Annotated in this window: 24 protein-coding genes; 9 read left to right on the forward strand and 15 right to left on the reverse strand. The window is 61.3% G+C overall.

Features of this window, described 5'->3' with window-relative positions:
• Positions 1–7: 7 nt before the first annotated feature.
• Positions 8–346 carry a hypothetical protein gene (locus tag ACYP2Q_RS25480; RefSeq protein ID WP_459733009.1) on the forward strand — a complete coding sequence of 113 codons (339 nt, stop codon included), beginning with the start codon at positions 8–10 and terminating at the stop codon, positions 344–346.
• A 3-nt stretch (positions 347–349) separates the two neighbouring features.
• Here the strand turns inward: ACYP2Q_RS25480 and ACYP2Q_RS25485 are convergent, their stop codons facing one another.
• Positions 350–919 carry an RrF2 family transcriptional regulator gene (locus ACYP2Q_RS25485; protein ID WP_459733010.1) on the reverse strand — a complete coding sequence of 190 codons (570 nt, stop codon included), beginning with the start codon at positions 917–919 and terminating at the stop codon, positions 350–352.
• Positions 920–1,208: 289 nt separating this feature from the next.
• Here ACYP2Q_RS25485 and ACYP2Q_RS25490 point away from each other — a divergent pair, with 289 nt between their 5' ends.
• Positions 1,209–2,411, forward strand: a complete 1,203-nt coding sequence (locus tag ACYP2Q_RS25490) for an NAD(P)/FAD-dependent oxidoreductase (RefSeq protein WP_459733011.1) — start codon at positions 1,209–1,211, stop codon at positions 2,409–2,411.
• Between the two features lie 206 nt (positions 2,412–2,617).
• Here ACYP2Q_RS25490 and ACYP2Q_RS25495 read toward each other — a convergent pair whose 3' ends face one another.
• A complete protein-coding gene (locus tag ACYP2Q_RS25495; protein ID WP_459733012.1) occupies positions 2,618–3,223 on the reverse strand; it encodes a helix-turn-helix domain-containing protein in 606 nt (201 codons plus the stop codon).
• A gap of 268 nt (positions 3,224–3,491) precedes the next feature.
• Here ACYP2Q_RS25495 and glnT point away from each other — a divergent pair, with 268 nt between their 5' ends.
• From glnT to ACYP2Q_RS25520, 5 genes are all read left to right on the forward strand, one after another.
• Positions 3,492–4,826 (forward strand): type III glutamate--ammonia ligase, encoded by a 1,335-nt coding sequence (gene glnT / locus ACYP2Q_RS25500; RefSeq protein ID WP_459733013.1) that lies wholly within the window; start codon positions 3,492–3,494, stop codon positions 4,824–4,826.
• Positions 4,827–4,902: 76 nt separating this feature from the next.
• Positions 4,903–5,808, forward strand: coding sequence for a class II glutamine amidotransferase (locus ACYP2Q_RS25505; protein WP_459733014.1), 906 nt, complete (start codon positions 4,903–4,905; stop codon positions 5,806–5,808).
• A gap of 11 nt (positions 5,809–5,819) precedes the next feature.
• Positions 5,820–6,503 carry a GltB/FmdC/FwdC-like GXGXG domain-containing protein gene (locus tag ACYP2Q_RS25510; protein ID WP_459733015.1) on the forward strand — a complete coding sequence of 228 codons (684 nt, stop codon included), beginning with the start codon at positions 5,820–5,822 and terminating at the stop codon, positions 6,501–6,503.
• A 19-nt stretch (positions 6,504–6,522) separates the two neighbouring features.
• Positions 6,523–7,845, forward strand: a complete 1,323-nt coding sequence (locus ACYP2Q_RS25515) for an FMN-binding glutamate synthase family protein (protein ID WP_459733016.1) — start codon at positions 6,523–6,525, stop codon at positions 7,843–7,845.
• A gap of 166 nt (positions 7,846–8,011) precedes the next feature.
• Entirely contained in the window at positions 8,012–9,337 is a 1,326-nt protein-coding gene (locus ACYP2Q_RS25520) for an ammonium transporter (RefSeq protein WP_459733017.1), read from the forward strand.
• 53 nt (positions 9,338–9,390) lie between these two features.
• Here the strand turns inward: ACYP2Q_RS25520 and ACYP2Q_RS25525 are convergent, their stop codons facing one another.
• From ACYP2Q_RS25525 to ACYP2Q_RS25545, 5 genes are all read right to left on the reverse strand, one after another.
• A complete protein-coding gene (locus ACYP2Q_RS25525) occupies positions 9,391–10,755 on the reverse strand; it encodes a purine-cytosine permease family protein (RefSeq protein WP_459733018.1) in 1,365 nt (454 codons plus the stop codon).
• A 5-nt stretch (positions 10,756–10,760) separates the two neighbouring features.
• Positions 10,761–11,438: a cysteine hydrolase family protein gene (locus tag ACYP2Q_RS25530; protein ID WP_459733019.1), complete on the reverse strand. Its 678-nt coding sequence runs from the start codon at positions 11,436–11,438 to the stop codon at positions 10,761–10,763.
• Positions 11,439–11,547: 109 nt separating this feature from the next.
• Positions 11,548–11,700: a hypothetical protein gene (locus ACYP2Q_RS25535; protein ID WP_459733020.1), complete on the reverse strand. Its 153-nt coding sequence runs from the start codon at positions 11,698–11,700 to the stop codon at positions 11,548–11,550.
• Between the two features lie 166 nt (positions 11,701–11,866).
• The gene (locus ACYP2Q_RS25540) at positions 11,867–12,910 is read right to left on the reverse strand and encodes an LLM class flavin-dependent oxidoreductase (RefSeq protein ID WP_459733021.1); all 1,044 of its coding nucleotides are present in this window, start codon (positions 12,908–12,910) and stop codon (positions 11,867–11,869) included.
• A gap of 107 nt (positions 12,911–13,017) precedes the next feature.
• On the reverse strand, positions 13,018–13,503 hold the full coding sequence (locus tag ACYP2Q_RS25545) for a flavin reductase family protein (RefSeq protein WP_459733022.1): 486 nt from the start codon (positions 13,501–13,503) through the stop codon (positions 13,018–13,020).
• 323 nt (positions 13,504–13,826) lie between these two features.
• On the opposite strand from ACYP2Q_RS25545, the gene ACYP2Q_RS25550 reads away from it, so the two are divergent.
• A complete protein-coding gene (locus ACYP2Q_RS25550; protein WP_459733023.1) occupies positions 13,827–15,233 on the forward strand; it encodes a purine-cytosine permease family protein in 1,407 nt (468 codons plus the stop codon).
• A gap of 1,050 nt (positions 15,234–16,283) precedes the next feature.
• Here the strand turns inward: ACYP2Q_RS25550 and ACYP2Q_RS25555 are convergent.
• The 5 genes from ACYP2Q_RS25555 to ribBA form a co-directional block, all read right to left on the reverse strand.
• Positions 16,284–17,438 (reverse strand): ABC transporter ATP-binding protein, encoded by a 1,155-nt coding sequence (locus tag ACYP2Q_RS25555; RefSeq protein ID WP_459733024.1) that lies wholly within the window; start codon positions 17,436–17,438, stop codon positions 16,284–16,286.
• 15 nt (positions 17,439–17,453) lie between these two features.
• Complete coding sequence (locus ACYP2Q_RS25560; protein WP_007976227.1) at positions 17,454–18,263, reverse strand: ABC transporter permease; 810 nt, start codon at positions 18,261–18,263, stop codon at positions 17,454–17,456.
• Between the two features lie 6 nt (positions 18,264–18,269).
• Positions 18,270–19,202, reverse strand: a complete 933-nt coding sequence (locus tag ACYP2Q_RS25565; RefSeq protein WP_459733025.1) for an ABC transporter permease — start codon at positions 19,200–19,202, stop codon at positions 18,270–18,272.
• On the reverse strand, positions 19,199–20,224 hold the full coding sequence (locus ACYP2Q_RS25570) for an ABC transporter substrate-binding protein (protein ID WP_459733026.1): 1,026 nt from the start codon (positions 20,222–20,224) through the stop codon (positions 19,199–19,201). Before ACYP2Q_RS25570 ends, ACYP2Q_RS25565 begins: the two co-directional genes overlap by 4 nt.
• A gap of 367 nt (positions 20,225–20,591) precedes the next feature.
• Positions 20,592–21,701: a bifunctional 3,4-dihydroxy-2-butanone-4-phosphate synthase/GTP cyclohydrolase II gene (ribBA, locus tag ACYP2Q_RS25575; RefSeq protein WP_459733027.1), complete on the reverse strand. Its 1,110-nt coding sequence runs from the start codon at positions 21,699–21,701 to the stop codon at positions 20,592–20,594.
• A gap of 71 nt (positions 21,702–21,772) precedes the next feature.
• Here ribBA and ACYP2Q_RS25580 point away from each other — a divergent pair, with 71 nt between their 5' ends.
• Complete coding sequence (locus tag ACYP2Q_RS25580) at positions 21,773–22,069, forward strand: DUF1330 domain-containing protein (RefSeq protein ID WP_459733028.1); 297 nt, start codon at positions 21,773–21,775, stop codon at positions 22,067–22,069.
• 147 nt (positions 22,070–22,216) lie between these two features.
• Here ACYP2Q_RS25580 and ACYP2Q_RS25585 read toward each other — a convergent pair whose 3' ends face one another.
• The 3 genes from ACYP2Q_RS25585 to ACYP2Q_RS25595 form a co-directional block, all read right to left on the reverse strand.
• Positions 22,217–22,780 (reverse strand): NUDIX hydrolase, encoded by a 564-nt coding sequence (locus ACYP2Q_RS25585; protein WP_459733029.1) that lies wholly within the window; start codon positions 22,778–22,780, stop codon positions 22,217–22,219.
• 2 nt (positions 22,781–22,782) lie between these two features.
• On the reverse strand, positions 22,783–23,535 hold the full coding sequence (locus tag ACYP2Q_RS25590; protein WP_046817510.1) for a GntR family transcriptional regulator: 753 nt from the start codon (positions 23,533–23,535) through the stop codon (positions 22,783–22,785).
• Between the two features lie 76 nt (positions 23,536–23,611).
• A complete protein-coding gene (locus ACYP2Q_RS25595; protein WP_253560096.1) occupies positions 23,612–24,001 on the reverse strand; it encodes a carboxymuconolactone decarboxylase family protein in 390 nt (129 codons plus the stop codon).
• Positions 24,002–24,103: the final 102 nt, after the last annotated feature.

The raw sequence follows: 24,103 nt of genomic DNA on the forward strand, positions 1-24,103 counted from the left end.
ATGCTTCATGAGTCGAATGTTGATCGGGGGAGTGGTAATGGCGTTGTTGTCGGGGTGTTCGTTGCCGGCGTCGCTGGTGCCAGGGGAGCCGAACTACAACAAACCGAGCGACAAACTGCCCAAGGATGTAGCGGCGTGTGTATTGCCGGCATGGCAAAAAGAGATAGGCAAGACGACCCAGACATCGATTTCCAACGGCTACCGGATCACCGCGCCGAGCATCATCACGGCCGATGAAGTGCTGGATATCGTCAAGTACAAGGAGGGTAGCCGGGTCTCGCTTTACCAGGGACCGCCCTGGGCAAAGTCAGGGGTCATGCGCCAGGCGGTGCGGGACTGCCTATAGGGTTCAGCTGTCGATCTCGGTGACCTGGATAAGCTGATCGACATTGCCCTGGGCACTCGCGGCGCCTTTCTTTTCCCGCCGATCACTCATCCAGTTCTCGACCTGCGCATTGAACTGCGCTGGTGCTTTTCGTCCGACCTTCCTGGCGATGTCCAGGATGGTCTGCTGGGCGAGGGCTTCTTCCATGCGCTTCTGCGCAGTCAACATGGCGCCATGCACCGAGCAATGGCCATCCAGCGCCCATTCGGGTACTTCACCTTCAAATAACGCACAGCGCCCGCGGATTTCCCGACATTCGAAAATCGCCTTGCGCCCATCGATGGCGTTGACGATGTCCAGCAGGCTGATCTCATCGGCCGGCCGCGCCAGCTTGAAACCACCCCGCACGCCTTCGGTGGCGACCACCAGTTTTGCCTTGGCCAGCTTGGTGAAGATTTTTGCCAGATAGTCCAACGGCACACCTTGCAGCTCTGCAAGGTCGCGCACGCTCGCCTCCCGAGTCTCACCGCCATTGCCCACCAGGAAAATCAGGCAGTGAATGCCGTATTCGACACCCGCGCTGTAAAGAGACATATCGATCTCCGACTAATGTAGTCGCAAATATTAGCAGTTGAGCCTTGGCCGGGCAACGATCGTAATTTTCTCCAGGCGCTGCAAAGGCCCTGAAGGCGGCATATTTGTGCGGTTTGGCCGCTGTATCTATGCCATCGATTCGAACCATTGAGAAAAACACCTTGCTCAATCTAACTGCGATCAATACATTCGTAGTTGTCAGGTCGGGTGCGGATAAGGCATTCAAGAGAATGCGAGTGCCGGCCCCCTGAACCCCATTCAATGCCTGGTTTTTCCCCTGGAGTTAAAAATGAAACAACGCATCCTGGTAATTGGCGCAGGTTTTGGTGGCATGTGGACTGCCTTGAGCGCCACCCGCCTGTTCGATATCCACGGCCACAATGACGTTGACGTGACGGTACTGGCGCCTCAGGCCGAACTGCGCGTACGTCCACGCTTTTACGAACCGAACGCCCACCAGCTGGCGGCGCCGATCGGCGAACTGTTCGATGCGATCGGCGTACGGTTCATCAAGGGTGCCGCCGAGACCATCGACGTCGAGCAAAAGCGCGTGGGTTATGTTGATGCCCAGGGCGAGAAACAAGTCTGCATCTACGACAAACTCGTTCTGGCCACCGGCAGCCGTCTCGCCCTGCCGGACACCCCGGGTGTGGCCGAACATGCATTCGACGTCGACCAGATCGAACAGGCTATCCGCCTTGAAGCCCACCTCAAGTCCCTGGTCAACCAGCCGCAGAGCCAGTCTCGCAACACGGTCGTGGTCGCCGGTGGTGGCTTCACCGGCATCGAAACGGCGACTGAAATGCCCACCCGTCTGCGCGCTATCCTGGGGGAGGGGGCGGACATCAACGTGATCATCGTCGATCGTGGGAATAAGGTCGGCGGCTCCATGGGCCCGCAAATCGCCGAGAAGATTGCCGAAGCGAGTGAGGAAACCGGGGTGAAATGGCAGCTCAACGCCTCAGTGGTCGCCGTCGATGAAAACGGCGTGACCCTGTCCGACGGCCAGCGCATCGACGCCAGGACCGTGATCTGGACCACCGGCGTGCGTGCCAGCTCGCTGACCGAGCAGATCCCCGCCGAACGCGACCACCTGGGCCGACTGCACGTCGACGCTCACCTGCAAGTCATCGGCCAGCCCGACATCTTCGCCACCGGCGACGTGGCTTACGCGGCCAGCGATGACATCGGCAACCATGCGCTGATGACCTGCCAGCACGCCATCGTGCTGGGTCGTCATGCCGGCAACAACGTTGCCGCACAGATCCTCGGCGTGGACCCGACGCCGTACAGCCAGCCCAAATACGTAACCTGCCTGGACCTGGGCGCCTGGGGAGCGGTGTACACCGAGGGTTGGGACCGCCAGGTCAAGCTGACCCGGCAGGAAGGCAAGTCGCTCAAGACCCAGATCAACACCGTGTGGATCTACCCACCGGCGGCCAACCGTGAAAGCGCCTGGGCGGCAGCGGATCCGTTGATTCCGATTGCGTGAAGGCGGTGAGGTTGGGTGATTGAAAAATCCCGTCTGGAGCGATCCGGGCGGGATTTTTTTGATTGCAGACGGACATTTCTCTGTAGGAGCCGGCTTGCTGGCGATGCGATGGTGGTCGTTATACCGCCATCGCTGGCAAGCCAGCTCCGACAGGGTTCGCGGAGTATGTTGGGTTTGTGGGCAATGACAGGCAAAAACCCCGTCGATCATTCCTTGTCGCTACCGTAATTCATGATCGACAACAACCGGATCGGCACCTGCACCAGCTCCTCCGGCCCATGGGGAATTTCCCCTTCGAAGGTCAGGCTGTCCCCGGCCTCCATGCGATACAGCTGATTGCCATGGCGATAAATCAGCTCACCTTCCAGCAAATGCAAAAACTCCGTCCCCGGGTGGGAAAAGGTCGGAAACTCTTCGCTGGCGTCATCCATGCTCACCATGTAGGCCTCGAAACTCTTCTTCGGTCCACGGGTGTGATTGAGCAAATGGTAGGTATGTCCTTTCTCGGTCCCACGGCGAACCACCTCCATCCCCTGGTCAGCCTTGACCAATAGCGCGCTGCCATCCTGCTGGTCGTACTCACTGAACAATTTCGACAACGGCAGACCCAGCACGTCACACAGGCGGCTGAGGGTATCGAGGCTGGTGGAGACCTGGGCGTTTTCGATCTTGCTCAACATGCCCTGGCTGATATCGGCAATCTTCGCCACATCGGCCAGTTTAAGGTCCTGGGACTGGCGCTGGCGCTTGATCTGCAAACCCAGGTATTGCTCAAGCTTGAGGCGCGGGGCGGTTTCGGTCGGCATAGTCATCGGATCCTGCACACTTTCCGTTCAGTAATAATAGTTTCGCACTGGGAAAGTGCAAATCGCGGCATCAGGGCGCGCATCCACCCGGCAATATTCCCATGGAGAAAAGATTTTTCCCATATAAACAGCACAGATAGCACTTTTCACCCGCCACTCGCGAAGCTGGCAAGGGCCTTGCATTCCTATTGGGAAACTAACTTTCTTTTCAGGAATAAATAGAAAGTCAGGGCCAACCCACAACTGATTTGCCATTCGCGAGGAGTGACGAGCAATGTTGCCAGCAGAAACCCAGCGCATCATCGACAAGCACGGAATCAAGTACGTGCTTGCGCAGTTTGTCGATATCCATGGCGCGGCCAAGACCAAATCGGTGCCGATCTGTGGGCTCAAGACGGTCGCCGAAGAGGGTGCCGGTTTTGCCGGGTTCGCAATCAGTGGCATGGGCATGGAGCCCCACGGTCCGGACTTCATGGCACGCGGCGACCTGTCCACGCTGACACCGGTGCCTTGGCAGCCGGGGTATGGCCGGGTGGTGTGCGTCGGACATGTCGATGGCAAACCCCATCCCTATGACAGTCGTTACGTATTGCAGCAGCAGATCCGCCGTCTGGAGGACAAGGGCTGGACTCTCAACACCGGTCTGGAGCCGGAGTTCAACCTGATGCGTCGCGATGAGCAGGGCAAGCTGCAACTGGTCGATCTCAGCGACAACCTGGACAAGCCTTGCTACGACTACAAAGGCCTGTCGCGCTCCCGCGAGTTTCTTGAACGCCTGACCGAAGCCTTGCAGGCAGTGGATTTCGAGGTCTATCAAATCGATCACGAAGACGCCAACGGTCAGTTCGAGATCAACTACACCTACAGCGACGCCATGACCTCGGCGGATCGCTTCACCTTCTTTCGCATGGCCGCCGGCGAGATCGCCAATGACCTGGGCATGATCTGCTCGTTCATGCCCAAGCCCGACCCGAAGCGCGCCGGCAATGGCATGCACTTTCACCTGTCGATCAGCAGCGCCGAGAACAGGAACCTGTTCTTTGATGCCAGCGACCCGAGCGGCATGGGCCTGTCGAAAATGGCCTATCACTTCGCTGCCGGCTTGCTGGCTCATGGGCCGGCGCTGTGTGCCTTCGCCGCCCCCACGGTGAACTCCTACAAACGCCTGGTGGTGGGCAATTCGTTGTCCGGCGCGACCTGGGCACCGGCGTTCATCGCCTTTGGTGCCAACAACCGCTCGGCAATGGTCCGGGTGCCGTACGGGCGCCTGGAGTTTCGCCTGCCGGACGCCGGTTGCAATCCCTATCTGGTCAGCGCCGCGATCATCGCCGCGGGCCTGGACGGCATCGACCGCCAGCTGGAAATCGACCAGGTGTGCAACGAAAACCTCTACAGCCTGAGCCTGGAGCAGATCGCCGCCCGGGGTATCAAGACCCTGCCGCAGTCGCTCAAGGAAGCCTGCGATGCGCTGGAGGCCGACCCTCTGTTTGCCGAGGTCCTGGGGCCGCAGATCGTCGGCGAGTTCATCAAGCTCAAGCGCATGGAGTGGGTGGAGTACAGCCGCCATGTGAGTGATTGGGAAGTCGCGCGCTACACCGAATTTTTCTAAGCGCCCCCCGGCGCGCTCAAACGAACCATCCCGCCGCTTGAAACATGCGGCTGCCGAACGCAGTGAGGACTGTTTTATGTGTGGAATCGTAGGTCTTTACCTGAAAAACCCGCAGCTGGAATCCCGGCTGGGCCAGCTTTTCGAACCAATGCTGGAGGCCATGACCGATCGCGGCCCGGACAGTGCGGGCTTTGCCATCTATGGCGATGAAGTGGCCGATGGCTGGGTCAAGCTGACCCTGCAGGCCACCAGCGAAAGCTTCGACTGGAGCGCCCTGATGGGTGAACTGGAAGGCCGGCTTGGCTGTTCGCTGGACTGGTTCCAGAACGCCAGCGCCGCCGTCTTGAAGATCCACGCCGAGGAGGCGCCGGTACGCCTGGCCCTCGCCGACCTGGCGCCGGGCGTGCGCATCATGAGCGCCGGGCAGAGCATCGAGATCCTCAAGGGCATGGGATTGCCCCAGGAGATTTCCCAGCGCTTCGGCCTGGCCGGCATGCAGGGCAGCCACATCATTGGTCACACCCGCATGGCCACCGAAAGCGCGGTGACCATGGAAGGCAGCCACCCGTTTTCCACCGGCGCCGACCTGTGCCTGGTGCACAACGGCTCGCTGTCCAACCACTTCCGTCTGCGCCAGGAACTCAAGCGTGAAGGCATCCAGTTCGAAACCGACAACGACACCGAAGTGGCCGCCGGTTACCTGACCTGGCGCCTGCAGCAAGGCGATTCGTTGAAAGAAGCATTGGATCACGCGCTGGAGGACCTCGACGGTTTCTTCACCTTCGCCATCGGCACGCGCAACGGCTTTGCGGTGATCCGCGACCCGATCGCCTGCAAGCCGGCGATCCTTGCCGAGACCGACGACTACGTGGCCATGGCCTCGGAGTATCAGGCGCTGTCGAGCCTGCCGGGCATTGAAAACGCCAGGATCTGGGAGCCGGCACCGGCCACCTTGTACATCTGGGAACGCGAGTCAGCTTAAGGAGCGCACACATGAAAACCATCGATCTTTCCATCGCCAGCGTGCGCGACCTCAACCAGGCGCTGCATGACCAGGTGCACAGCGTAGAAGACCGCGAGTGGGTGGTGACCCATGCCAATGGCAAGCACAACCTCGCCGTCGGCGTGAACCAGGCCGTGTCCATCGATATCCAGGGGCATGCCGGTTACTACTGCGCGGGCATGAACCAGAAAGCCAGCATCACCGTGCACGGCAACGCCGGCGTCGGTGTCGCGGAAAACATGATGTCCGGCTACGTGCGCATCAAGGGCAGTGCGTCACAGGCCGCCGGCGCCACCGCCCATGGCGGGTTGCTGGTGATCGAAGGTGATGCCGGGGCCCGTTGCGGGATTTCCATGAAGGGCATCGACATCGTGGTCGGCGGCAGCATTGGCCACATGAGCTGCTTCATGGGCCAGGCCGGGCGCCTGGTGGTGTGCGGCGATGCCGGCGATGCGCTGGGCGATTCGCTGTACGAAACGCACATCTACGTGAAGGGCAGCGTCGCGTCCCTGGGCTCCGATTGCATCGAGAAAGAGATGCGCGCCGAGCACCTGGAAGAACTGCAGGTGCTGCTCAACCGCGCCGGTTTCGAGCACAAGGCGGCTGACTTCAAGCGCTATGGCTCGGCCCGTCAGTTGTACAACTTCAAAGTCGATAACGCGTCCGCGTATTGATCACGCCAGGAGAATAGATATGACTGAGAAGACCCCTCCAGTGCTGCGCGAGTCCGCAACTTTCGACCGCCTGACCATCCAGGAAATCCAGCGCGCCGCCGAGACCGGCATCTATGACATTCGCGGCGGTGGCACCAAGCGCAAGGTCCCGCACTTCGACGATTTGCTGCTGCTGGGCGCCAGCGTGTCGCGCTATCCGCTGGAAGGTTATCGGGAAAAGTGCGGCACCGATGTGATCCTCGGCAACCGCTTCGCCAAGAAGCCGATCCACCTGAAGATTCCGGTGACCATCGCCGGCATGAGTTTCGGTGCGTTGTCGGCCAATGCCAAGGAAGCCCTGGGCCGCGGCGCGACCATTGCCGGGACCAGCACCACCACCGGTGACGGCGGCATGACCCCGGAAGAGCGCGGGCAGTCGCAGCACCTGGTCTATCAGTACCTGCCGTCGCGCTACGGCATGAACCCGGACGATCTGCGCAAGGCGGACGCCATCGAAATCGTCCTGGGGCAGGGCGCCAAGCCCGGTGGCGGCGGCATGTTGCTGGGCATGAAAGTCACCGAGCGGGTGGCCGGCATGCGCACCTTGCCGATCGGTGTCGACCAGCGCAGCGCCTGCCGTCACCCGGACTGGACCGGTCCGGACGACCTGGCAATCAAGATTGCCGAGCTGCGTGAAATCACCGACTGGGAAAAACCGATCTACGTGAAGATCGGCGCGAGCCGGCCGTACTACGACGTCAAGCTGGCGGTGAAGGCCGGGGCCGACGTGATCGTGCTCGATGGCATGCAAGGGGGCACGGCGGCGACCCAGGAAGTGTTCATCGAACACGTGGGCATCCCGATTTTGCCGGCCATCCCGCAAGCGGTACAGGCTTTGCAAGAGATGGGCATGCATCGCAAAGTCCAGTTGATCGTTTCGGGGGGAATTCGCAACGGGGCCGACGTGGCCAAGGCCATGGCGCTGGGCGCGGACGCGGTGGCGATTGGCACGGCGGCACTGATCGCACTGGGCGACAACCACCCGCGCCTGGACGAAGAACTGCACAAGATTGGGTCAGCCGCAGGATTTTATGACGACTGGCAGAACGGCCGCGACCCGGCCGGGATCACCACCCAGGACCCGGAGCTGTCCAAGCGCCTGGACCCGGTGGAAGGCGGACGCCGCCTGGCCAACTACCTGCGGGTGCTGGTGCTGGAGGCACAGACCATGGCCCGTGCTTGCGGCAAGTCGCACCTGCACAACCTGGATCCGGAGGACCTGGTGGCGTTGACGGTGGAATCGGCGGCCATGGCGCGGGTGCCTCTGGCGGGGACCCGCTGGATTCCTGGTTCCGGTCTGTAGGAGTCCGGCTTGCCGGCGAAGGCGCCCGAAAGATTGCCTTCGCCGGCAAGCCGGCTCCTACAGGGGGGGTGTAGGCGTCAGAAATTCGAAGAGGCCACCAAGGTCCGTTGTTTTGCTGCTTGCTCGCTGCCCGACACTTCCGATTTCCATTGCAGGAGCTTTGAACATGGTCAATCGTCTTCTCGGCAAGTCCCTTCTGGGCCTGGTGGCGGCCGGTGCGCTGGTGCCCCTGGCGCAGGCCGCCGATGCACCAACATTGAACACCGGCAGCACCGCCTGGATGGTCACTGCCACGGTACTGGTGCTGTTCATGTGCCTGCCCGGTCTCGCCCTGTTTTATGGCGGCCTGGTGCGGGCGAAAAACATGTTGTCGTTGTTCACCCAGTGCTTCGGCATCGCCGGTCTGGTGGGCGTCCTGTGGGTGATCTACGGCTACAGCATGGTGGTTGACTCCACGGGCATGGTCGAGGGCGAGGTGAGCTTCAACAGTTTCGTCGGCGGCCTGAGCCGGGCGTTTCTGGCTGGCATGACCCCGCAAAGCCTGGTCGGCGAGATCCCGGAAGGGGTGTTCGTGACCTTCCAGATGACCTTCGCCATCATCACCCCGGCGCTGATCGCCGGTGCCTTCGCCGAACGCATGAAGTTCTCGGCGGCGCTGCTGTTCATGGCGCTGTGGTTCACCCTGGTGTACGCCCCGGTGGCGCACATGGTCTGGGGTGGGGCGGGGGCCTTGATGCATAACTGGGGTGTCCTCGATTTTGCCGGTGGCACCGCCGTGCACATCAATGCCGGCGTCGCCGCGCTGGCCGCCTGCCTGATCCTGGGCAAGCGCAAGGGTTATGAAAACACGCCAATGCCGGCGCACAACCTGAGCCTGACCATGGCCGGTGCCGCCATGCTCTGGGTCGGCTGGTTCGGCTTCAATATCGGTTCCGGTGGCGGCCTCAGCGGCACGTCCGGCGTGGTCATGCTCAACACCCAACTGGGCGCGTGCGCCGGTATCCTCGGCTGGATGTTCACCGAGTGGTTCAAGGTCGGCAAGCCGAGTGCACTGGGCCTGGCCAGCGGTGCCTTGGCCGGTCTGGTGGGGATCACGCCGGCGTGCGCCTATGTGGGCGTGGGCGGGGCCCTGGCCATCGGTCTGTTGTGCGGGGTGTTCTGCTACCTGAGCGTCACCGTGCTCAAACGCCGCTTCGGTTATGACGACAGCCTCGACGTGTTCGGCCTTCACGGCATCGGCGGGATGATCGGTGCGGTATTGACCGGGGTGTTTTGCGTGCCGTCCCTGGGCGGGCTGGTGGAAGGCGTGACCATGGGTGGTCAGGTGCTGGCGCAAGTCAAAGGTGTGCTGATGACCACGGTGTATTGCTTCGCCATCAGCTGGATCATTCTCAAGGTGATTAACGCGGTGATCGGCTTGCGCGCCGATGACTCGGTGGAGGAGATGGGCCTGGACCTGGCCGAGCACAACGAGCGTGCCTACAACCATTAATGTTGCCTGAAACACAACAACGCCGGCCCTGGGCCGGCGTTGTCGTTTCACGGTTACTGCGACGCTTGATTCAGCGCCGGGGCTCGTTTGCCAAGCTTCATCAGCCAGTAGTAACTCAAGGCCGGCACCAGCAAGCCGACCAGCCAGGCCAGGTCGACGCCATCCAGCGCCGTGGCGACCGGGCCGACGTAGAGTGTGGTGTTCATGAACGGAATCTCCAGGGCAATCGCCAGGACAAAACTGCCGCAGGCGATCCAATTGACCCGACCATAAATCCCGTTAAGGTCGAAGATGTCCTCGATCCGGTATTCACCTTTGCGCAGGCAATAGAAGTCCACCAGGTTGATCGCCGTCCAGGGGATCAGGAAGTAGCTCATGAAGAAAATGAAGTTGAGGAAGAAAGTGATGAAGTCATCCTGACTGATGGTGCACAGGGCGGTCGCGACCACGCTGATCACCAGCATGAACAGGCCGCGTACCCGCGGCGTCACTTTCAATCGTGCGAAAGGTTCGATCACGGTGATGGTCGACATGAACGCCCCGTACAGGTTGAACACGTTGATCGACACCTGGCCATAGACGATGAAGGCGAACAGCAGGATCGCGCCGCTGCCGAACAACCCGGCGACATGGCCGCCGACGCTGCTGGAAAAGTCGCCGATGCCGATGCTCAGGATCGCCCCGAGAATCATCATCCAGGCACCGCCGCTGACCGTGCCGGCGTAGCTGTACCAGAACACCTGGGCGCTTGACGTATTGCTCGGCAAATAGCGCGAATAGTCGGCGACGTAGGGCGCATAGGACAGTTGCCAGGTCACGGCAATGCTCACCGCCACCAGGAACTTCGACAGCGAGAAACCGGTCGGCAGCCATTGCTCGGCCGGGATCGACAGCTGCACCGCGAATAGCGTTGCGGCGGCGAATACCAGCAGCGAGAGGATCGACAACAGCTTCTGCAAGCGATGAATCAGTCGGTAGCCGTACAGCGCCACCACGAAGCACAGGGCGCCGATCAGGTAGATGTTGCCACTGGGCGGCAACGGGCTGACCGACTCCAGCGCCTGGGCCGCCAGCAGGGTGTTGCTGACGAAGAATCCCAGGTAGATCAGCATCACGAACAGCAGCGGCAACACCGCCCCGAGCACGCCGAACTGCGCGCGGCTCTGGATCATCTGCGGGATGCCCAGCCTGGGCCCCTGGGCGGAATGGGAGGCCATGAAAATCGCCCCCAGCAACGAGCCGACGATGATTGCCATCGCGCTCCAGAACAAATTGAGCCCCATCACCACCGGCAGCACCCCGGAGGCGATGGTGGTGATGTTCATGTTGGCGCCGAACCAGATGAAGAACAGCGACCCCGGCCGGCCATGGCGTTCGGCTTCGGGGATGAAATCGATGCTTCTTTTTTCGACTTGCATGGCGATTACTCCTGAGTCCGGGCGAGTTGGGCGTGCAAACGGGCGATGGTGCCTGGCAGCTCATGGGGCTGGTGGGCAAACATGTCCGGGTGCTCGGGATTCAGGCTCAGGTAGTCGCGGTTTTCCAGGGCGCGTTGGCATTCGCCGCTGGTGAGGATTTCCAGGGAGTAGACCCAGTTGGCCATGATCAACAGGGCCGAGTAGTGGCCGGCCAGGGTGGTCGTGGTGCAGGCGTCGCTGACCAGGCGAATGTGATAACCCAGGGCGAAGGCATCGAACACCGTGGTCAGCACGCAGACATCGGTCAGCACGCCGCAGACAGTTAGCGTGTCGATGCCCAAGGCCTTGAGCCGGGCATCCAGGTCGGTACGGTGGAAGGCACTGTAGCGGCCTTTATCGATCACTGTTTCAGCGGGCCGCGGGGCGAGGCTGTCGACGATTTCGACCTGGCGGGAGCCGGCTCGGTAACCACTCGGACCGCCGTCGGGCGCCAAGGGTTCGCCGCGCGGCAGGTCGCTGCCATCGGCTGGATTGACATGGCGGGTATAGAGGATCGGTACCCGCTGCTGGCGGGCGGTTTCCAGCAGTGACGCGGTGTTGCTGACTACCGTGTCGAAGTGTTCGAGGACAAAACTGTCCTCCTGTTGCATGTCGATGATCAACAGTGCGTTTTTATTGTTCATGGAGCAAACCTGATCATGGCCGGACGCTGTTGCGTCCCGAAGCACAATGCAGCGCAAGCGTGAGGCTATCGCCTGACGTTCGACTGCGTGGATTCCTGTTCGGGTGGGCTCAGTGAACTATTTGCCAGAAGCCGTTCTGCTTGGCGGTAACGCTGGCGCGCAGGCGCTTGAAATGCAGGTGCGAAGACGTCCAACCACCGCGCAGGTAAGCCCGCGCGGCGCCGCAGGGAAGGGCGAGTGATTGGATACGACCATTGGACATGGGAATCGACCCTTGTAGGAGCGAGCTTGCTCGCGAAGAGGGCAGCTCATTCAACATCGATGGCGACGGACCTGACGCTTTCGCGAGCAAGCCCGCTCCCACAGGACAACGCGGTCATTCAGATGGTGCGCGTTATCGTTGGCGTCCATAGCGGGCGAACTCGCTCCTACCGGAACGCCGGGACCACGTGCTTGATAAACAGCTCCAGGGACTTCTTCTTCTCGGCGTGCGGCAGGCTGTTGTCGCACCAGAAGCTGAACTCGTCGACGCCCAGTTCCTGATAATACTTGATGCGCGGAATGATTTCTTCCGGGGTGCCGATCATGGCGGTCTTGTGCAGGCTCTCCAGTTCGAACTCCGCACGGCCGGCGAATTTTTCTTCCGGGCTCGGCTCCAGGAAACCGTTGACCGGGGTTACCTTGTTGCCGAACCAGGCATCGAAGGTGCGGTAGAACCTGGCGATCGCCTTGGCCCCGACTTTCCAGCCTTCGGGATTGTCGGCCGAGTGCACGTGCGTATGACGCAGGACCATCAATTGCGGGCGCGGCACGTCCGGGTTGTTGTCCAGGGCGGCCTGGAACTTGTTCTTCAGGTCGAGGACTTCTTCGTCGCCTTTCATCAGCGGCGTGACCATCACGTTGCAGCCGTTGGCGACGGCGAAGTTGTGCGAGTCCGGGTCACGTGCAGCGATCCACATCGGCGGGTTCGGCTTCTGGATCGGCTTGGGCACGCTGGTGGATGTCGGGAATTTCCAGATGTCGCCGTCATGGGCGTAGTCGCCTTGCCACAGGGCGCGCACCACCGGAACCATTTCCCGCAATGCCTGGCCGCCAGAGGAGGCGGGCATGCCGCCGGCCATGCGGTCGAATTCAACCTGGTAAGCGCCACGGGCCAGGCCCACTTCCATGCGCCCGTTGCTGATGACGTCCAGCAATGCGCATTCACCGGCGACCCGGATCGGGTGCCAGAACGGCGCGATGATGGTGCCGGCGCCCAGGTGAATGGTGGTGGTCTTGCCGGCCAGGTAGGCCAGCAGCGGCATCGGGCTTGGCGAAATGGTGTATTCCATGGCGTGGTGTTCACCGATCCATACGGTGCTGAAACCACCGGCCTCGGCCATCAGCGTCAGTTCGGTCAGGTCTTCGAACAACTGGCGGTGGCTGACGCTTTCGTCCCAACGTTCCATGTGTACGAACAGGGAAAATTTCATGACGCTACCTCGAATCTCTTGTGGTCGACCCGTCGACTGCGGGGCTGTTGATTATTGGTATACCATAATACGAAACTACTGCAAGATTTTTCGATTGCTGGCAGGTGTCATGCCAGAACGGGCAGGGCGCCCATCTTGCCGTGGCAATAAACCAGCGGCCCGGCGTTCTGCCGGGGCACGATCAGGTTCTTCACCGCACCGACCATGATCGCGTGATCGCCCCCTTCATACTCGCGCCACAGTTCGCATTCGATGACCGCCGTGGCGTTGGCCAGGATCGGGTTGCCCAGCTCGCTCAACGTCCACTCGATGCCCTGCGCCTTGTCCTTGCCCTTGCGTGCGAACGCATAGGCTTCGCTCTGCTGGCCGCAGGACAGCACGTGAATGGCAAAGCGTTTGTTCTTGATCAGGACCGGGTAGGAGTCCGAGCTGTAGTTAGGGCAGAACAACACCAGGGCCGGGTCCATCGACAGCGAGCTGAAGGCGCTGGCGGTCAGGCCGACGACCTGGCCGTCGTCATCGAGTGTGGTGATCACGCAGACGCCGGACGGGAACGAGCCCATGACTTGTTTGTAGATGGCGGCATCGATCATTGGACTGTCCTCGGGAGTGGAGCGTGGTTTTTATGTGTTTGTAGGTCTGATGGTATACCGTAATACATCGTTTGCAAGGTCTTTTTCGGTGAACCGATAAACGTAGGGTCTTCGTCGCAAGCTCAGTGTTTACGGGGCTTTAAGCGGATTGTGAAGGCTGTGTGTCGGCCAGGATGGCGGATCAGATGGGCATTTGAACACCGGATCAGTCTTGTGAAAATGTTGGAATACCATAATATGGTCCGCATCTGAGGGGCGGCCATAGAGTCCCCCCGGTTTGGCTTCATACAAAGATAAGAACAGACAAACTCGAGTTCATGCATATGTCCCAGATGTCCCGGCAAGACCCGTTGATCGAGAATCACACGGTCGACTACGTTCCACTCGCTGAGCGCCACGGGAAGGCCCGCGATCTTTTCACCCTATGGTTCAGCACCAACATCGCGCCGCTGCCCATCGTCACCGGTGCCATGGTGGTCCAGGTGTTCCACCTCGACTTGTTCTGGGGGCTGCTGGCGATTGCCCTCGGGCACATGGTCGGCGGGCTGGTGATTGCCCTGGCTTCGGCCCAGGGACCGCGCATGGGCATTCCGCAAATGGTCCAGAGTCGGGGTCAGTTTGGTCGCTATGGCGCGTTGTTGATCGTGTTCTTCGCCGCACTGATCTACGTCGGCTTCTTCATCTCCAACATCGTGCTGGCGGGCAAGTCGATCGTCGGCATCGCCCCTTCAGTACCGGTGCCGGCGAGCATCCTGATCGGCGCCCTGAGCGCCACGGCGATCGGCGTGATCGGTTACCGCTTCATCCACTCCCTCAACCGCATCGGCACCTGGGTCATGGGCAGCGCCTTGCTCGCCGGGTTCCTGTACATCTTCGCCCACGACCTGCCGGCGGACTTCTTCACCCGCGGCGGTTTCAACCTGTCTGGCTGGTTGGCCACTGTGTCCCTGGGTATCATCTGGCAGATCAGCTTTTCGCCCTACGTGTCGGACTATTCGCGCTACCTGCCGGCCGACATCGGTATCGCCAAGCCGTTCTGGGCCACTTACCTGGGGGCGACCCTGGGCACGATCCTGTCCTTCACCTTCGGCGCGGTGGCTGTACTGGCGACCCCGGAAGGCACCGAAGCGATGGCCGCGGTGAAGCAATCCACCGGCTGGATGGGGCCGATCCTGATGGTGCTGTTCCTGCTCAACATCATCAGCCACAACGCCTTGAATCTGTATGGCGCGGTGCTGTCGATCATCACCTCGATCCAGACCTTCGCCAGTCAATGGACGCCGAGCATCAAGGTGCGCGTGGTGCTGTCGAGCGTGGTGCTGGCGGGCTGCTGTGTGGTAGCGCTGGGCGCTTCGGCGGACTTCATCTCGCAGTTCATCGGGCTGATCCTGGCGTTGCTGCTGGTGCTGGTGCCATGGGCTTCGATCAACCTGATCGACTTCTATGTGATCAAGCGTGGGTCTTATGACATTGCCTCGATCTTCCGTGCGGATGGCGGGATTTATGGACGCTTCAACCTGCATGCGATCGTCGCGTACTTCATCGGGATCATTGTGCAGCTGCCGTTTGCCAATACTTCGTTGTATGTCGGGCCTTATGCCAATCTGGTGGAGGGTGCGGATTTGTCGTGGCTGGTGGGGTTGGTGGTGACTTGTCCGCTTTACTATTGCCTGGCTACGCGTGGGCAGGCTCGGCAGAGCAGGGTCTCGGGGTTGGGTTATACCGACTGACATTTGATCGCTGGTGTTTGTCTGGAATGCCCGGCTTTTGCCGGGCATTTTGGTTTTGTCGAGTCGTGTACATATCCGGGTTCCTACCTGACAGCGACCAGTCGCTCACGGTTGTACTCGATCTACTGTAGGAGCCGGCTTGCTGGCGAAGGCGGCCTGACAGCCGACCTATAATTTGTTGGCGGAGTACATATCCATTCCTGCGGTAACGGCCACCTATGGTTTCGCCCTTACGGCGACTCACTTTTCCAAACGCCGAAAAGTAAGCAAAAGGCTTTTGCCCCACCACTCGGTGCCTCGCTTAGGCTCGGCATGCCCTCACTCCGGCATTGCTCCGTGGGTCGCCGCGATGGGCCATCCCTGGCCCAGCGCGGCTAAACCGGCGTCCTGCCGGTTTACCCACTGCGCAATGCCTGCGTTCGGCCATCGTGGTTTAACGGGGCGCCAAAATCCAAAGCCAAAGCGAGGCGGCCTGACAGCCGACCTGACCTTCGCAGATACATCCAATCCCCTGTGGGAGCCAGCCTGCTGGCGATGGTCGTCAACGATAACGCGCCGTGTCTGGATGAACGCGTTGTCTGGACGTTCTTCGCCAGCAGGCTGGCTCCCACAATAGGATCGCGGACAGACCTGCAATCAGGTCGGCTGTCAGGCCGCCTCGCTTTTGCTTTTGCTTTTGCTTTTGCTTTGGCTTTTGATTTTCTTGCCCCATCGAGAGGCTTCGTTCCGGTTCTGCGCAGTGGGTAAACCGGCATGGATGCCGGTTTAGCCGCGCTGGGCCAAGGATGGCCCATCGCGGCGGGCCCACGGAGCAGGACCGGAGCGAGGGTATGCCGAGCCACGGCGAGGCACCGAACGCCAGGGGCAAGAGCGTTTGGTTACTTTGCGCTTCTCAAAGTGACCCGCTGTAAGAGCGGAACCATAAGTGGCCGTTACCGAAGGAATGGATATGTACTCGGTCAACCAAAAAAAAGGGCCCCCGCAACCCGACGTTGCGGCGACCCGAGGGTGATAAATATCTAACGGTCCACTGGCATGGACCTCAAAAAATCAATGCGCCCCAGCAGCCTTGTTCAAATCACTCTCCGCCCACTCGGTATAAACACAAGCATCCGCAGTCGCCCAACGCACCCGCACCGGATCACCCGCCTTCATCGGCATGCCCGCTGCAGAAAGCGCCTTGACGGTCATCGACGTGCCGCCCGAGGTCACCACGCTGCACGTCTGGCTTTCGCCCAGGAACAACACCTCCACCACCTTGGCCGTCACTTCATTCCAGCCCGCGGCCAGCGGTTCCTGGGCGGCTTGCTCGATGCTCAGGGCCAAGGCCTTTTCCGGCCGCACCATCAGCAACACATCCTGATCGGTTTGCAGGCCGGCCGTCAGGCGGATCGACAGCGGCTGCCCTTCGAACGAAGCCACCGCGTTGCCCTGGGCCTTGAGCTTGAGGAAGTTCGAGTTGCCGAGGAACGAGGCGACAAAGGCGTTCGGTGGGTTCTGGTACAGGTCATAACCGCTGCCCAGGCCGACGATCTTGCCGTGGCTGAAGATCGCGATGCGTTGGGACAGGCGCATGGCTTCTTCCTGGTCGTGGGTCACGTAGACGATGGTGATGCCCAGGCGCCGATGCAGCTGGCGCAGTTCGTCCTGCAAGTCTTCACGCAGTTTCTTGTCCAGTGCGCCCAGCGGTTCATCCATCAGCAGGATGCGTGGCTCGTAGACCAGCGCCCGGGCGATGGCGACGCGTTGCTGCTGGCCGCCGGAGAGTTGCGAAGGGCGGCGATGGGCGAATTGTTCCAGTTGCACCAGCTTGAGCATGGCATCGACCCGGCGTTCACGCTCGGCCGCGGCCAGTTTGCGGATCGCCAAGGGGAAGGCGATGTTGTCGCGCACCGACAGGTGCGGGAACAGCGAGTAGCGCTGGAACACCATGCCGATGTCACGCTTGTGCGGCGGTACGTTCACCAGCGACTGGCCATTGACCAGGATCTCGCCGCTGCTCGGCGTTTCGAAGCCGGCGAGCATCGACAGGGTGGTGCTTTTGCCCGAGCCGCTGGAGCCGAGGAAGGTGAGGAATTCACCGTCCTTGATGTCCAGCGAGATGTCGTCCACGGCGGCAAAGTCGCCGTAGTATTTGTTCAGGTTGCGCAGGCTCACCAAGGGCTTGTCATTTTGCTGCGCGCAATCTTTGATCACTGCACTCATGTCGTACTCCTGCGCTCAGGCGCTGATTTCGTTGCGCCGGCGCAGTGCGGCGGCGATCACCATGACCAGTACCGAGAGGCCGATCAGCAGCGTCGAGGCGACGGCGATCACGGGCGTCAGGTCCTGGCGCAGGGTGGTCCACATTTTCACGGGAAGGGTTTGCAGGGTCGGGCTGGCCATCATCACGCTCAGCACCACTTCATCCCACGAGACGAGGAAGGCGAAGAGGGCGCCGGCCACCATGCCCGGACGGATCGCCGGGAAGGTCACCTTGAACACCGCCTGCAGGCGCGAGGCGCCGCAAATCACCGCGGCATCCTCGATCGACTGATCGAACAGCTTCAGCGAGTTGATGATCGAGATGATGGTGAACGGCAATGCGACGATCACGTGGCTGACCACGAACGCGAACATGGTCCCGGTGTAGCCCAGTTTCAGGAACAGCGCGTATACCGCCACGGCAATGATCACCAACGGCACGATCATCGGCAGGGTGAACAGGCCGTAGAGCATTTCCCGGCCGGGGAAGCGCCCGCGTACCAGGGCGAACGCGGTCGGCAGGCCCAGGGCCACGGCGAAGAACGTGGTCAGCACCGCGACCTTGAGGCTGGCCATGGCCGCGTTCATCCAGTCGGCGTTGGAGAAAAACTGGCCGTACCATTTCAGCGTCCAGCCCGGTGGCGGGAACACCAGCCATTGCGACGAGCCGAACGACAACAGCACGATGAACACGATCGGCAACAACAGGAACAGACCGATCAGCCCGGTGGTGGCATACAGGCCAAAGCGCATCCGGCGGCTCATGGCATTGGGGGTCAGGAGCATGACGGCTTACCTCGCGTTGCTGGCGCCAACCGGGGATTCCGGCTGGAGCTTCAGGTAGAAGTAGAACAGCACCAGCGTGATCACGATCAGCAATGCGGCACCGGCGCTGGCCAGGCCCCAGTTGAGGAACGACTGCACCTGCTGGATGATGAACTCGGGCAGCATCATGTTCTGCGCACCGCCCAGCAGCGCCGGCGTCACGTAGTAACCGAGGGACATCACGAACACCATCAAGCCACCAGAGAACAGCCCCGGCCGGCACAGCGGCAGGAACACCCGGAAAAAGTTGGTCCAGGGGCTCGCGCCGCAGATCGAGCCGGCCTGCAGGATCATCGGGTCGATGGCCTGCATGGTCGCCTGCAACGGCAGCACGATGAACGGGATCATGATGTAGCTCATGCCGATCACCACGCCGGTGAGGTTATGCACCATCTCCAGCGGCTGATCGATGATGCCCATGGCCATCAGCGCCTTGTTGATCACCCCGGAGGCTTGCAGCAACACCAGCCAGGAATAGGTGCGGGCGAGGAGGCTGGTCCACATCGACAACAGCACGATGTTGAGGATCCAGCGACCCCAGCCACGGGGCACCAGGGTGATCGCCCAGGCCAGCGGGAAACCCAGCAGCAGGCTGAACAGCGTCACCAGGCCGGCCACCGAGAAGGTGTTGAGCAGCACCCGGGCATACGCCGAGTTCGCGAACAGCTGCTCGTAGTTGCCCAGCCCAGGCACAGGCTCCAGCACGCCGCGCAGTAGCAGGCCGATCAGTGGCGCCAGGAAGAACAGGCCGAGGAACAGCAGGGCGGGGATCAGGTTGCTCGATCCGCGCCAGCGTTGCGCCAGGGTCGGGGTTTGCGTCATCGCAGCGGCCTTGCCGGCAGCGCCAGTGGCGCTCCCGACGGGCGTGGATGGACGGGACGCAGTTGCCGTCATTTTCATTTGACCAGCCATTCGTTCCACCGTGTCGCGATAGCAGGACCGTTCTTGGCCCAGTAGGCGAAATCAAGAGTGATTTGATCCTTGGCGTAGGCCGTCGGCAGGTTCGGCGCCAGCACCGAGTCCAGGCGCGCCACGCTGTCGACGTTGACCGGGGCGTAGGCGGTCAGGTTGGAAAAGTCGGCCTGGCCTTTGGCACTGCTGGCATTGGCCAGGAACTTCATCGCCGCGTCCTTGTTCTTCGAACCCTTTGGAATGACCAGGATATCGGCCATGACCAGGTTCTGTTTCCAGCTCACGCCAACCGGTGCACCGTCTTCCTGCAGGGCATGAATGCGGCCGTTCCAGAACTGGCCCATGCTCGCTTCACCGGAGGCCAGCAGCTGTTGCGACTGCGCGCCGCCGCCCCACCAGACGATGTCTTTCTTGATGGTGTCGAGTTTCTTGAAGGCGCGATCCAGGTCCAGCGGGTAGAGCTTGTCGGCGGCGACGCCATCGGCCAGCAACGCCAGTTCCAGCACGCCAGGGCTTGGCCATTTGTAGAGGGCGCGTTTGCCGGGGTAGGTCTTGGTGTCGAACAGCGCGGACCAGTCCTGGGGTTTGTTGGCCCCCAGCTTGCCTTCGTTGTAGCCGAGGACGAAGGAGAAGAAGAACGAGCCGACGCCGTGATCGGAGACGAAGCGCGGGTCGATCTTGTCGCGATCGATGACTTTGAAATCGAGGGGTTCGAGCAGGCCTTCGGAGGCGGCGCGCAAGGCGAAGTCGGCTTCGACGTCGACCACGTCCCACTGCACATTGCCGCTTTCGACCATGGCCTTGAGTTTGCCGTAGTCGGTAGGGCCATCCTGGACCACGGTGATGCCGCTGGCCTTGCTGAACGGATCGGCCCAGGCCTGCTTCTGTGCATCCTGAGTGCTACCGCCCCAGCTGACGAAGTTGACGCTTTCAGCCGCCATTGCCACATGACTGGCCGTGGCCAGCAAGCCGGCGAACAGGACTGCGGTTGCACGTTTGTTCAACACCATTTTCACGCCCTCATTTGTTGTGTTTTTGAGCGGGCTTGGTAATGCCCGCCTATCGGGAGCAGTAGGTCCATCTGGCCTTGAAAGGCGACCGGGCCAAGGGCTGTTGTGAGTGCTTTCCCTGTCGGGTGCGCTTGGCTGAATCGCCCGGTCTATGGAATATCATATTATGGTATTCCAAACTTTGTGCAAGCACTTTGCCTTACCGGCTATCAGCCAAAAATGCTTTTTTAGTCCATCTGGCGGACGACGCACCCTCTGTAGCAGCTGGCTTGCCAGCGATGCGCTCACATACACCGCGGTTATTCAGAAAACACGAGTTATCGTTGACGATCATCGCTGGCAAGCCAGCTCCTACAGGGTTCATCAGTCATTCAGTGAACGGGATGCTCTCCACCACTTCCAGGTCATACCCGGTCAACCCTGCGTACTTCAACGGCGGCCCAAGGTGCCGCAGCTTGCCGACGCCAAGGTTCTGCAAGATCTGCGCCCCGGTGCCGACTTCCGAATAGATCCGTGACTGCGAACGGCTGAACTGCCTCGGCGCCTGGGTCAATTGCGGCACCCGCTCCAGCAACGCTTGCGACGATTCGTGGTTGGCCAGCACCACCACCACGCCGCGACCTTCCTCAGCCACGCGCTGCAACGCCGCCCATAACGTCCAGTTCGAAGGGCCGCTGTACTCGGCGCCCACCAGGTCGCGCAACGGGTCGATCACGTGCACGCGCACCAGCGTCGCTTCATCGCGGCGCAGATCACCCATGACCATTGCCATGTGGACACCGCCTTCGATGCGATCCTCAAAGGTGATCAGACGAAAGGTGCCATGCACCGTCGGCAGTTCGCGCTCGCCGATGCGCACCACCGTGTGCTCGGTACTTAAACGATAGTGAATCAGGTCGGCGATGGTGCCGATCTTGATCCCGTGCTTGCGCGCGAACACTTCCAGGTCCGGGCGGCGGGCCATGGTGCCGTCATCGTTCATCACTTCGACGATCACCGAGGCGGGGGTGAAGCCGGCCAGGCGAGCCAGGTCGCAACCGGCCTCGGTATGACCGGCGCGGGTCAGTACGCCGCCTTCCCGGGCGCGCAGCGGGAAGATATGGCCCGGCTGGACGATATCGGCGGCACTCGCGCCTTCGGCGACGGCGGCGGCCACGGTGCGCGCGCGGTCGGCGGCGGAGATGCCGGTGGTGACGCCAACCGCCGCTTCGATCGACACGGTGAACGCGGTGCTGAATACGCTGCCATTGCTCGGCACCATCTGCTCAAGGCCCAGGCGCTGGCAATGCTCGTCGGTGAGGGTCAGGCAGATCAGGCCGCGCGCTTCACGGGCCATGAAGCTGATGGCCTCGGCGCTGCAACGGTCGGCGGCCAGCAACAGGTCGCCTTCGTTTTCCCGGTCCTCGTCGTCCACCAGGAGCACCATCTTGCCTTGGCGGTAGTCTTCGATGATTTCTTCGATGCTGTTGAAGGCCATGTGGGGATACTCGGTGTTGGATGGAGGTGTAATGTGGTATACCATAATACAAAACAGCCGCAGAGGTCACTATGAAGGCGTACTGGATTGCTCACGTGGATATCACCGACTCCGATCAATACAGCCAATACACCCAGCGGGCACCGCAGGCGTTTGCCGCATACGGGGGCCGGATATTGGCGCGTGGCGGGCGCAGCGAAGCGATGGAAGGTCGGCCGACGCCGCAACGCAGCGTGGTGATCGAGTTCGATTCGTACGAGCAGGCGTTGGCCTGTTATAGATCCGAGCTGTATCAGGAGGCGAAAGGGCACCGCGAAGGCGTGGCGCGGGCCGAGGTGATCATCGTCGAGGGCGTGGCACCCGCCTGAAGATCGCCACCGTCCCTCTGTAGGAGCTGGCTTGCCAGCGATGCATTCAAATACACCGCGCTCATCCAGAAAACACCGGTTATCGTTGGCGATCTTCGCTGGCAAGCCAGCTCCTACAAGGGGACGGTGGAGGCCGCAAGATGGGCGTCAGCGAATGAAATGAATCTTGCCGGTGTCGTCGTTACCGATATAGATCCCATAGACCCCGGCCTGGCGCTCCTCGATATAACGTTCGAGGATCTGCCGGATCGCCGGGTAATAGATGCTGTCCCAGGGAATGTCCTCGGGCGCGAAGAACTTGTAGTCGAGGGTTTCCGGCCCGTACTGCCCGGTGATCTCCAGCGCGATGGCGCGGAAGATGATGTACACCTCGCAGATTGTAGGCACGCTGAAGATCGAGTAGGGCGAGAGGATTTCCGCGCGCACGCCGCTCTCTTCCCAGACTTCGCGCAACGCCGCCTGCTCGGTGGTTTCGCCACCTTCCATGAAGCCCGCCGGCAAGGTCCAGGTGCCGGGGCGCGGCGGGATGGCGCGTTGGCACAGCAGGTACTTGCCGTCCTGCTCGATGATGCAGCCGGCGATGATTTTCGGATTGACGTAGTGGATGTAGCCGCAGCCGCGGCACATCAGGCGCTCGTGCGTATCACCCGGGGGCAGCTGGGACTTGAGGTCATTGCTGCCGCACTTTGGACAATAGCTCGGGCTGAACATGATCAACGACCTATGCGAGGTTCTTTGAGTGCGATGGGCTGGGTGATCTCGGGGATCGCCCCGGTCTCTTCCTGCTTGCGCTTGAGGTAATCAAGGGCGACGGTGGCGGCGGCGCGGACGTGGTCGACGCACGCCTGGTGAGCGGCCAGGGGATCACCGCTCTTGATCGCCTCGACCATGCGTTCCATTTCCTGGTTACTGGCGCCGCGACGGTTTTGCTGGGACACCGAAGTCGCCCGCAGGTAGCTGATGCGCGCCTGCAACTGCCGCAGCTGGGTTGCGGCAACATGGTTGCCGGAGCCTTCGAGCAGTACGTCGTAGAAGCCCTGGACGGAGTCGATGACCTGCTGCAGTTCACCTTCCTTCAAGGCCTGGCGGTTTTCTTCCAGGGCCTTTTCCAGGGCCTTGATGTCCTTGGCCTTGGCGCGCAGGGTGAACAGCTGGACGATCAGGCCCTCGAGCACGCAACGCAGCTCATAGATGTCGACGGCGTCGGCCAGGGTGATGATCGCAACCCGTGGGCCCTTGGCGTCGGCGAACTCCACCAGGCCTTCGGATTCCAGGTGACGCAAGGCTTCGCGCACCGAGGTGCGGCTCACGCCCAGGCGATCGCACAGATCGCGTTCGACCAGTCGATCTCCCGGCAGAAGCTGGAAGTTCATGATGGCGCTTCGCAGTTTATCCAGCACGATTTCGCGCAGGGTAACGGGGTTGCGATTGACCTTGAAGCTGTCGTCGAGTGGCAGGCGTTTCATGGGGTCCGCTCTAGAATGTGGCTGTCCATGCAAAACGGGCACCGTCCGTGCTCGTTCAGATCAAAACAGCCGAGGGTTAACTTGAGGCCTCGGCATCGGCTTCGGCGAATGCTTCCCGGGCGAGCCGGAAACTGTCGACGGCAGCGGGAACACCGCAATATATGCCGACCTGAAGCAGAATTTCGCGTATTTGCTCACGACTCAGGCCGTTACGCAAGGCGCCGCGCACATGCAGCTTGAGTTCGTGCGGGCGGTTGAGGGCCGAGATCATGGCCAGGTTGATCATGCTGCGCTCCTTGAGCGACAAACCCTCACGACCCCAGACGTGGCCCCAGCAGTACTCGGTGACCATCTCCTGCAGGGGGCGGGTGAAGTCGTCGGCGTTCTCGATGGAGCGATTCACATAGGCTTCGCCCAGCACCTGGGTGCGAATCTTCAAACCTTTCTGGTATTTTTCGTTGCTCATTTCAATAATCTCCTTAGACCCCTGTAGGAGCCCGGCTTGCCGGCGAAGGCGTACTTGAGGCCGCCTTCGCCGGCAAGCCGGAAGTCGGAGGCCAAGCGGTCT

It is taken from the genome of Pseudomonas sp. MHK4 (assembly GCF_054600775.1).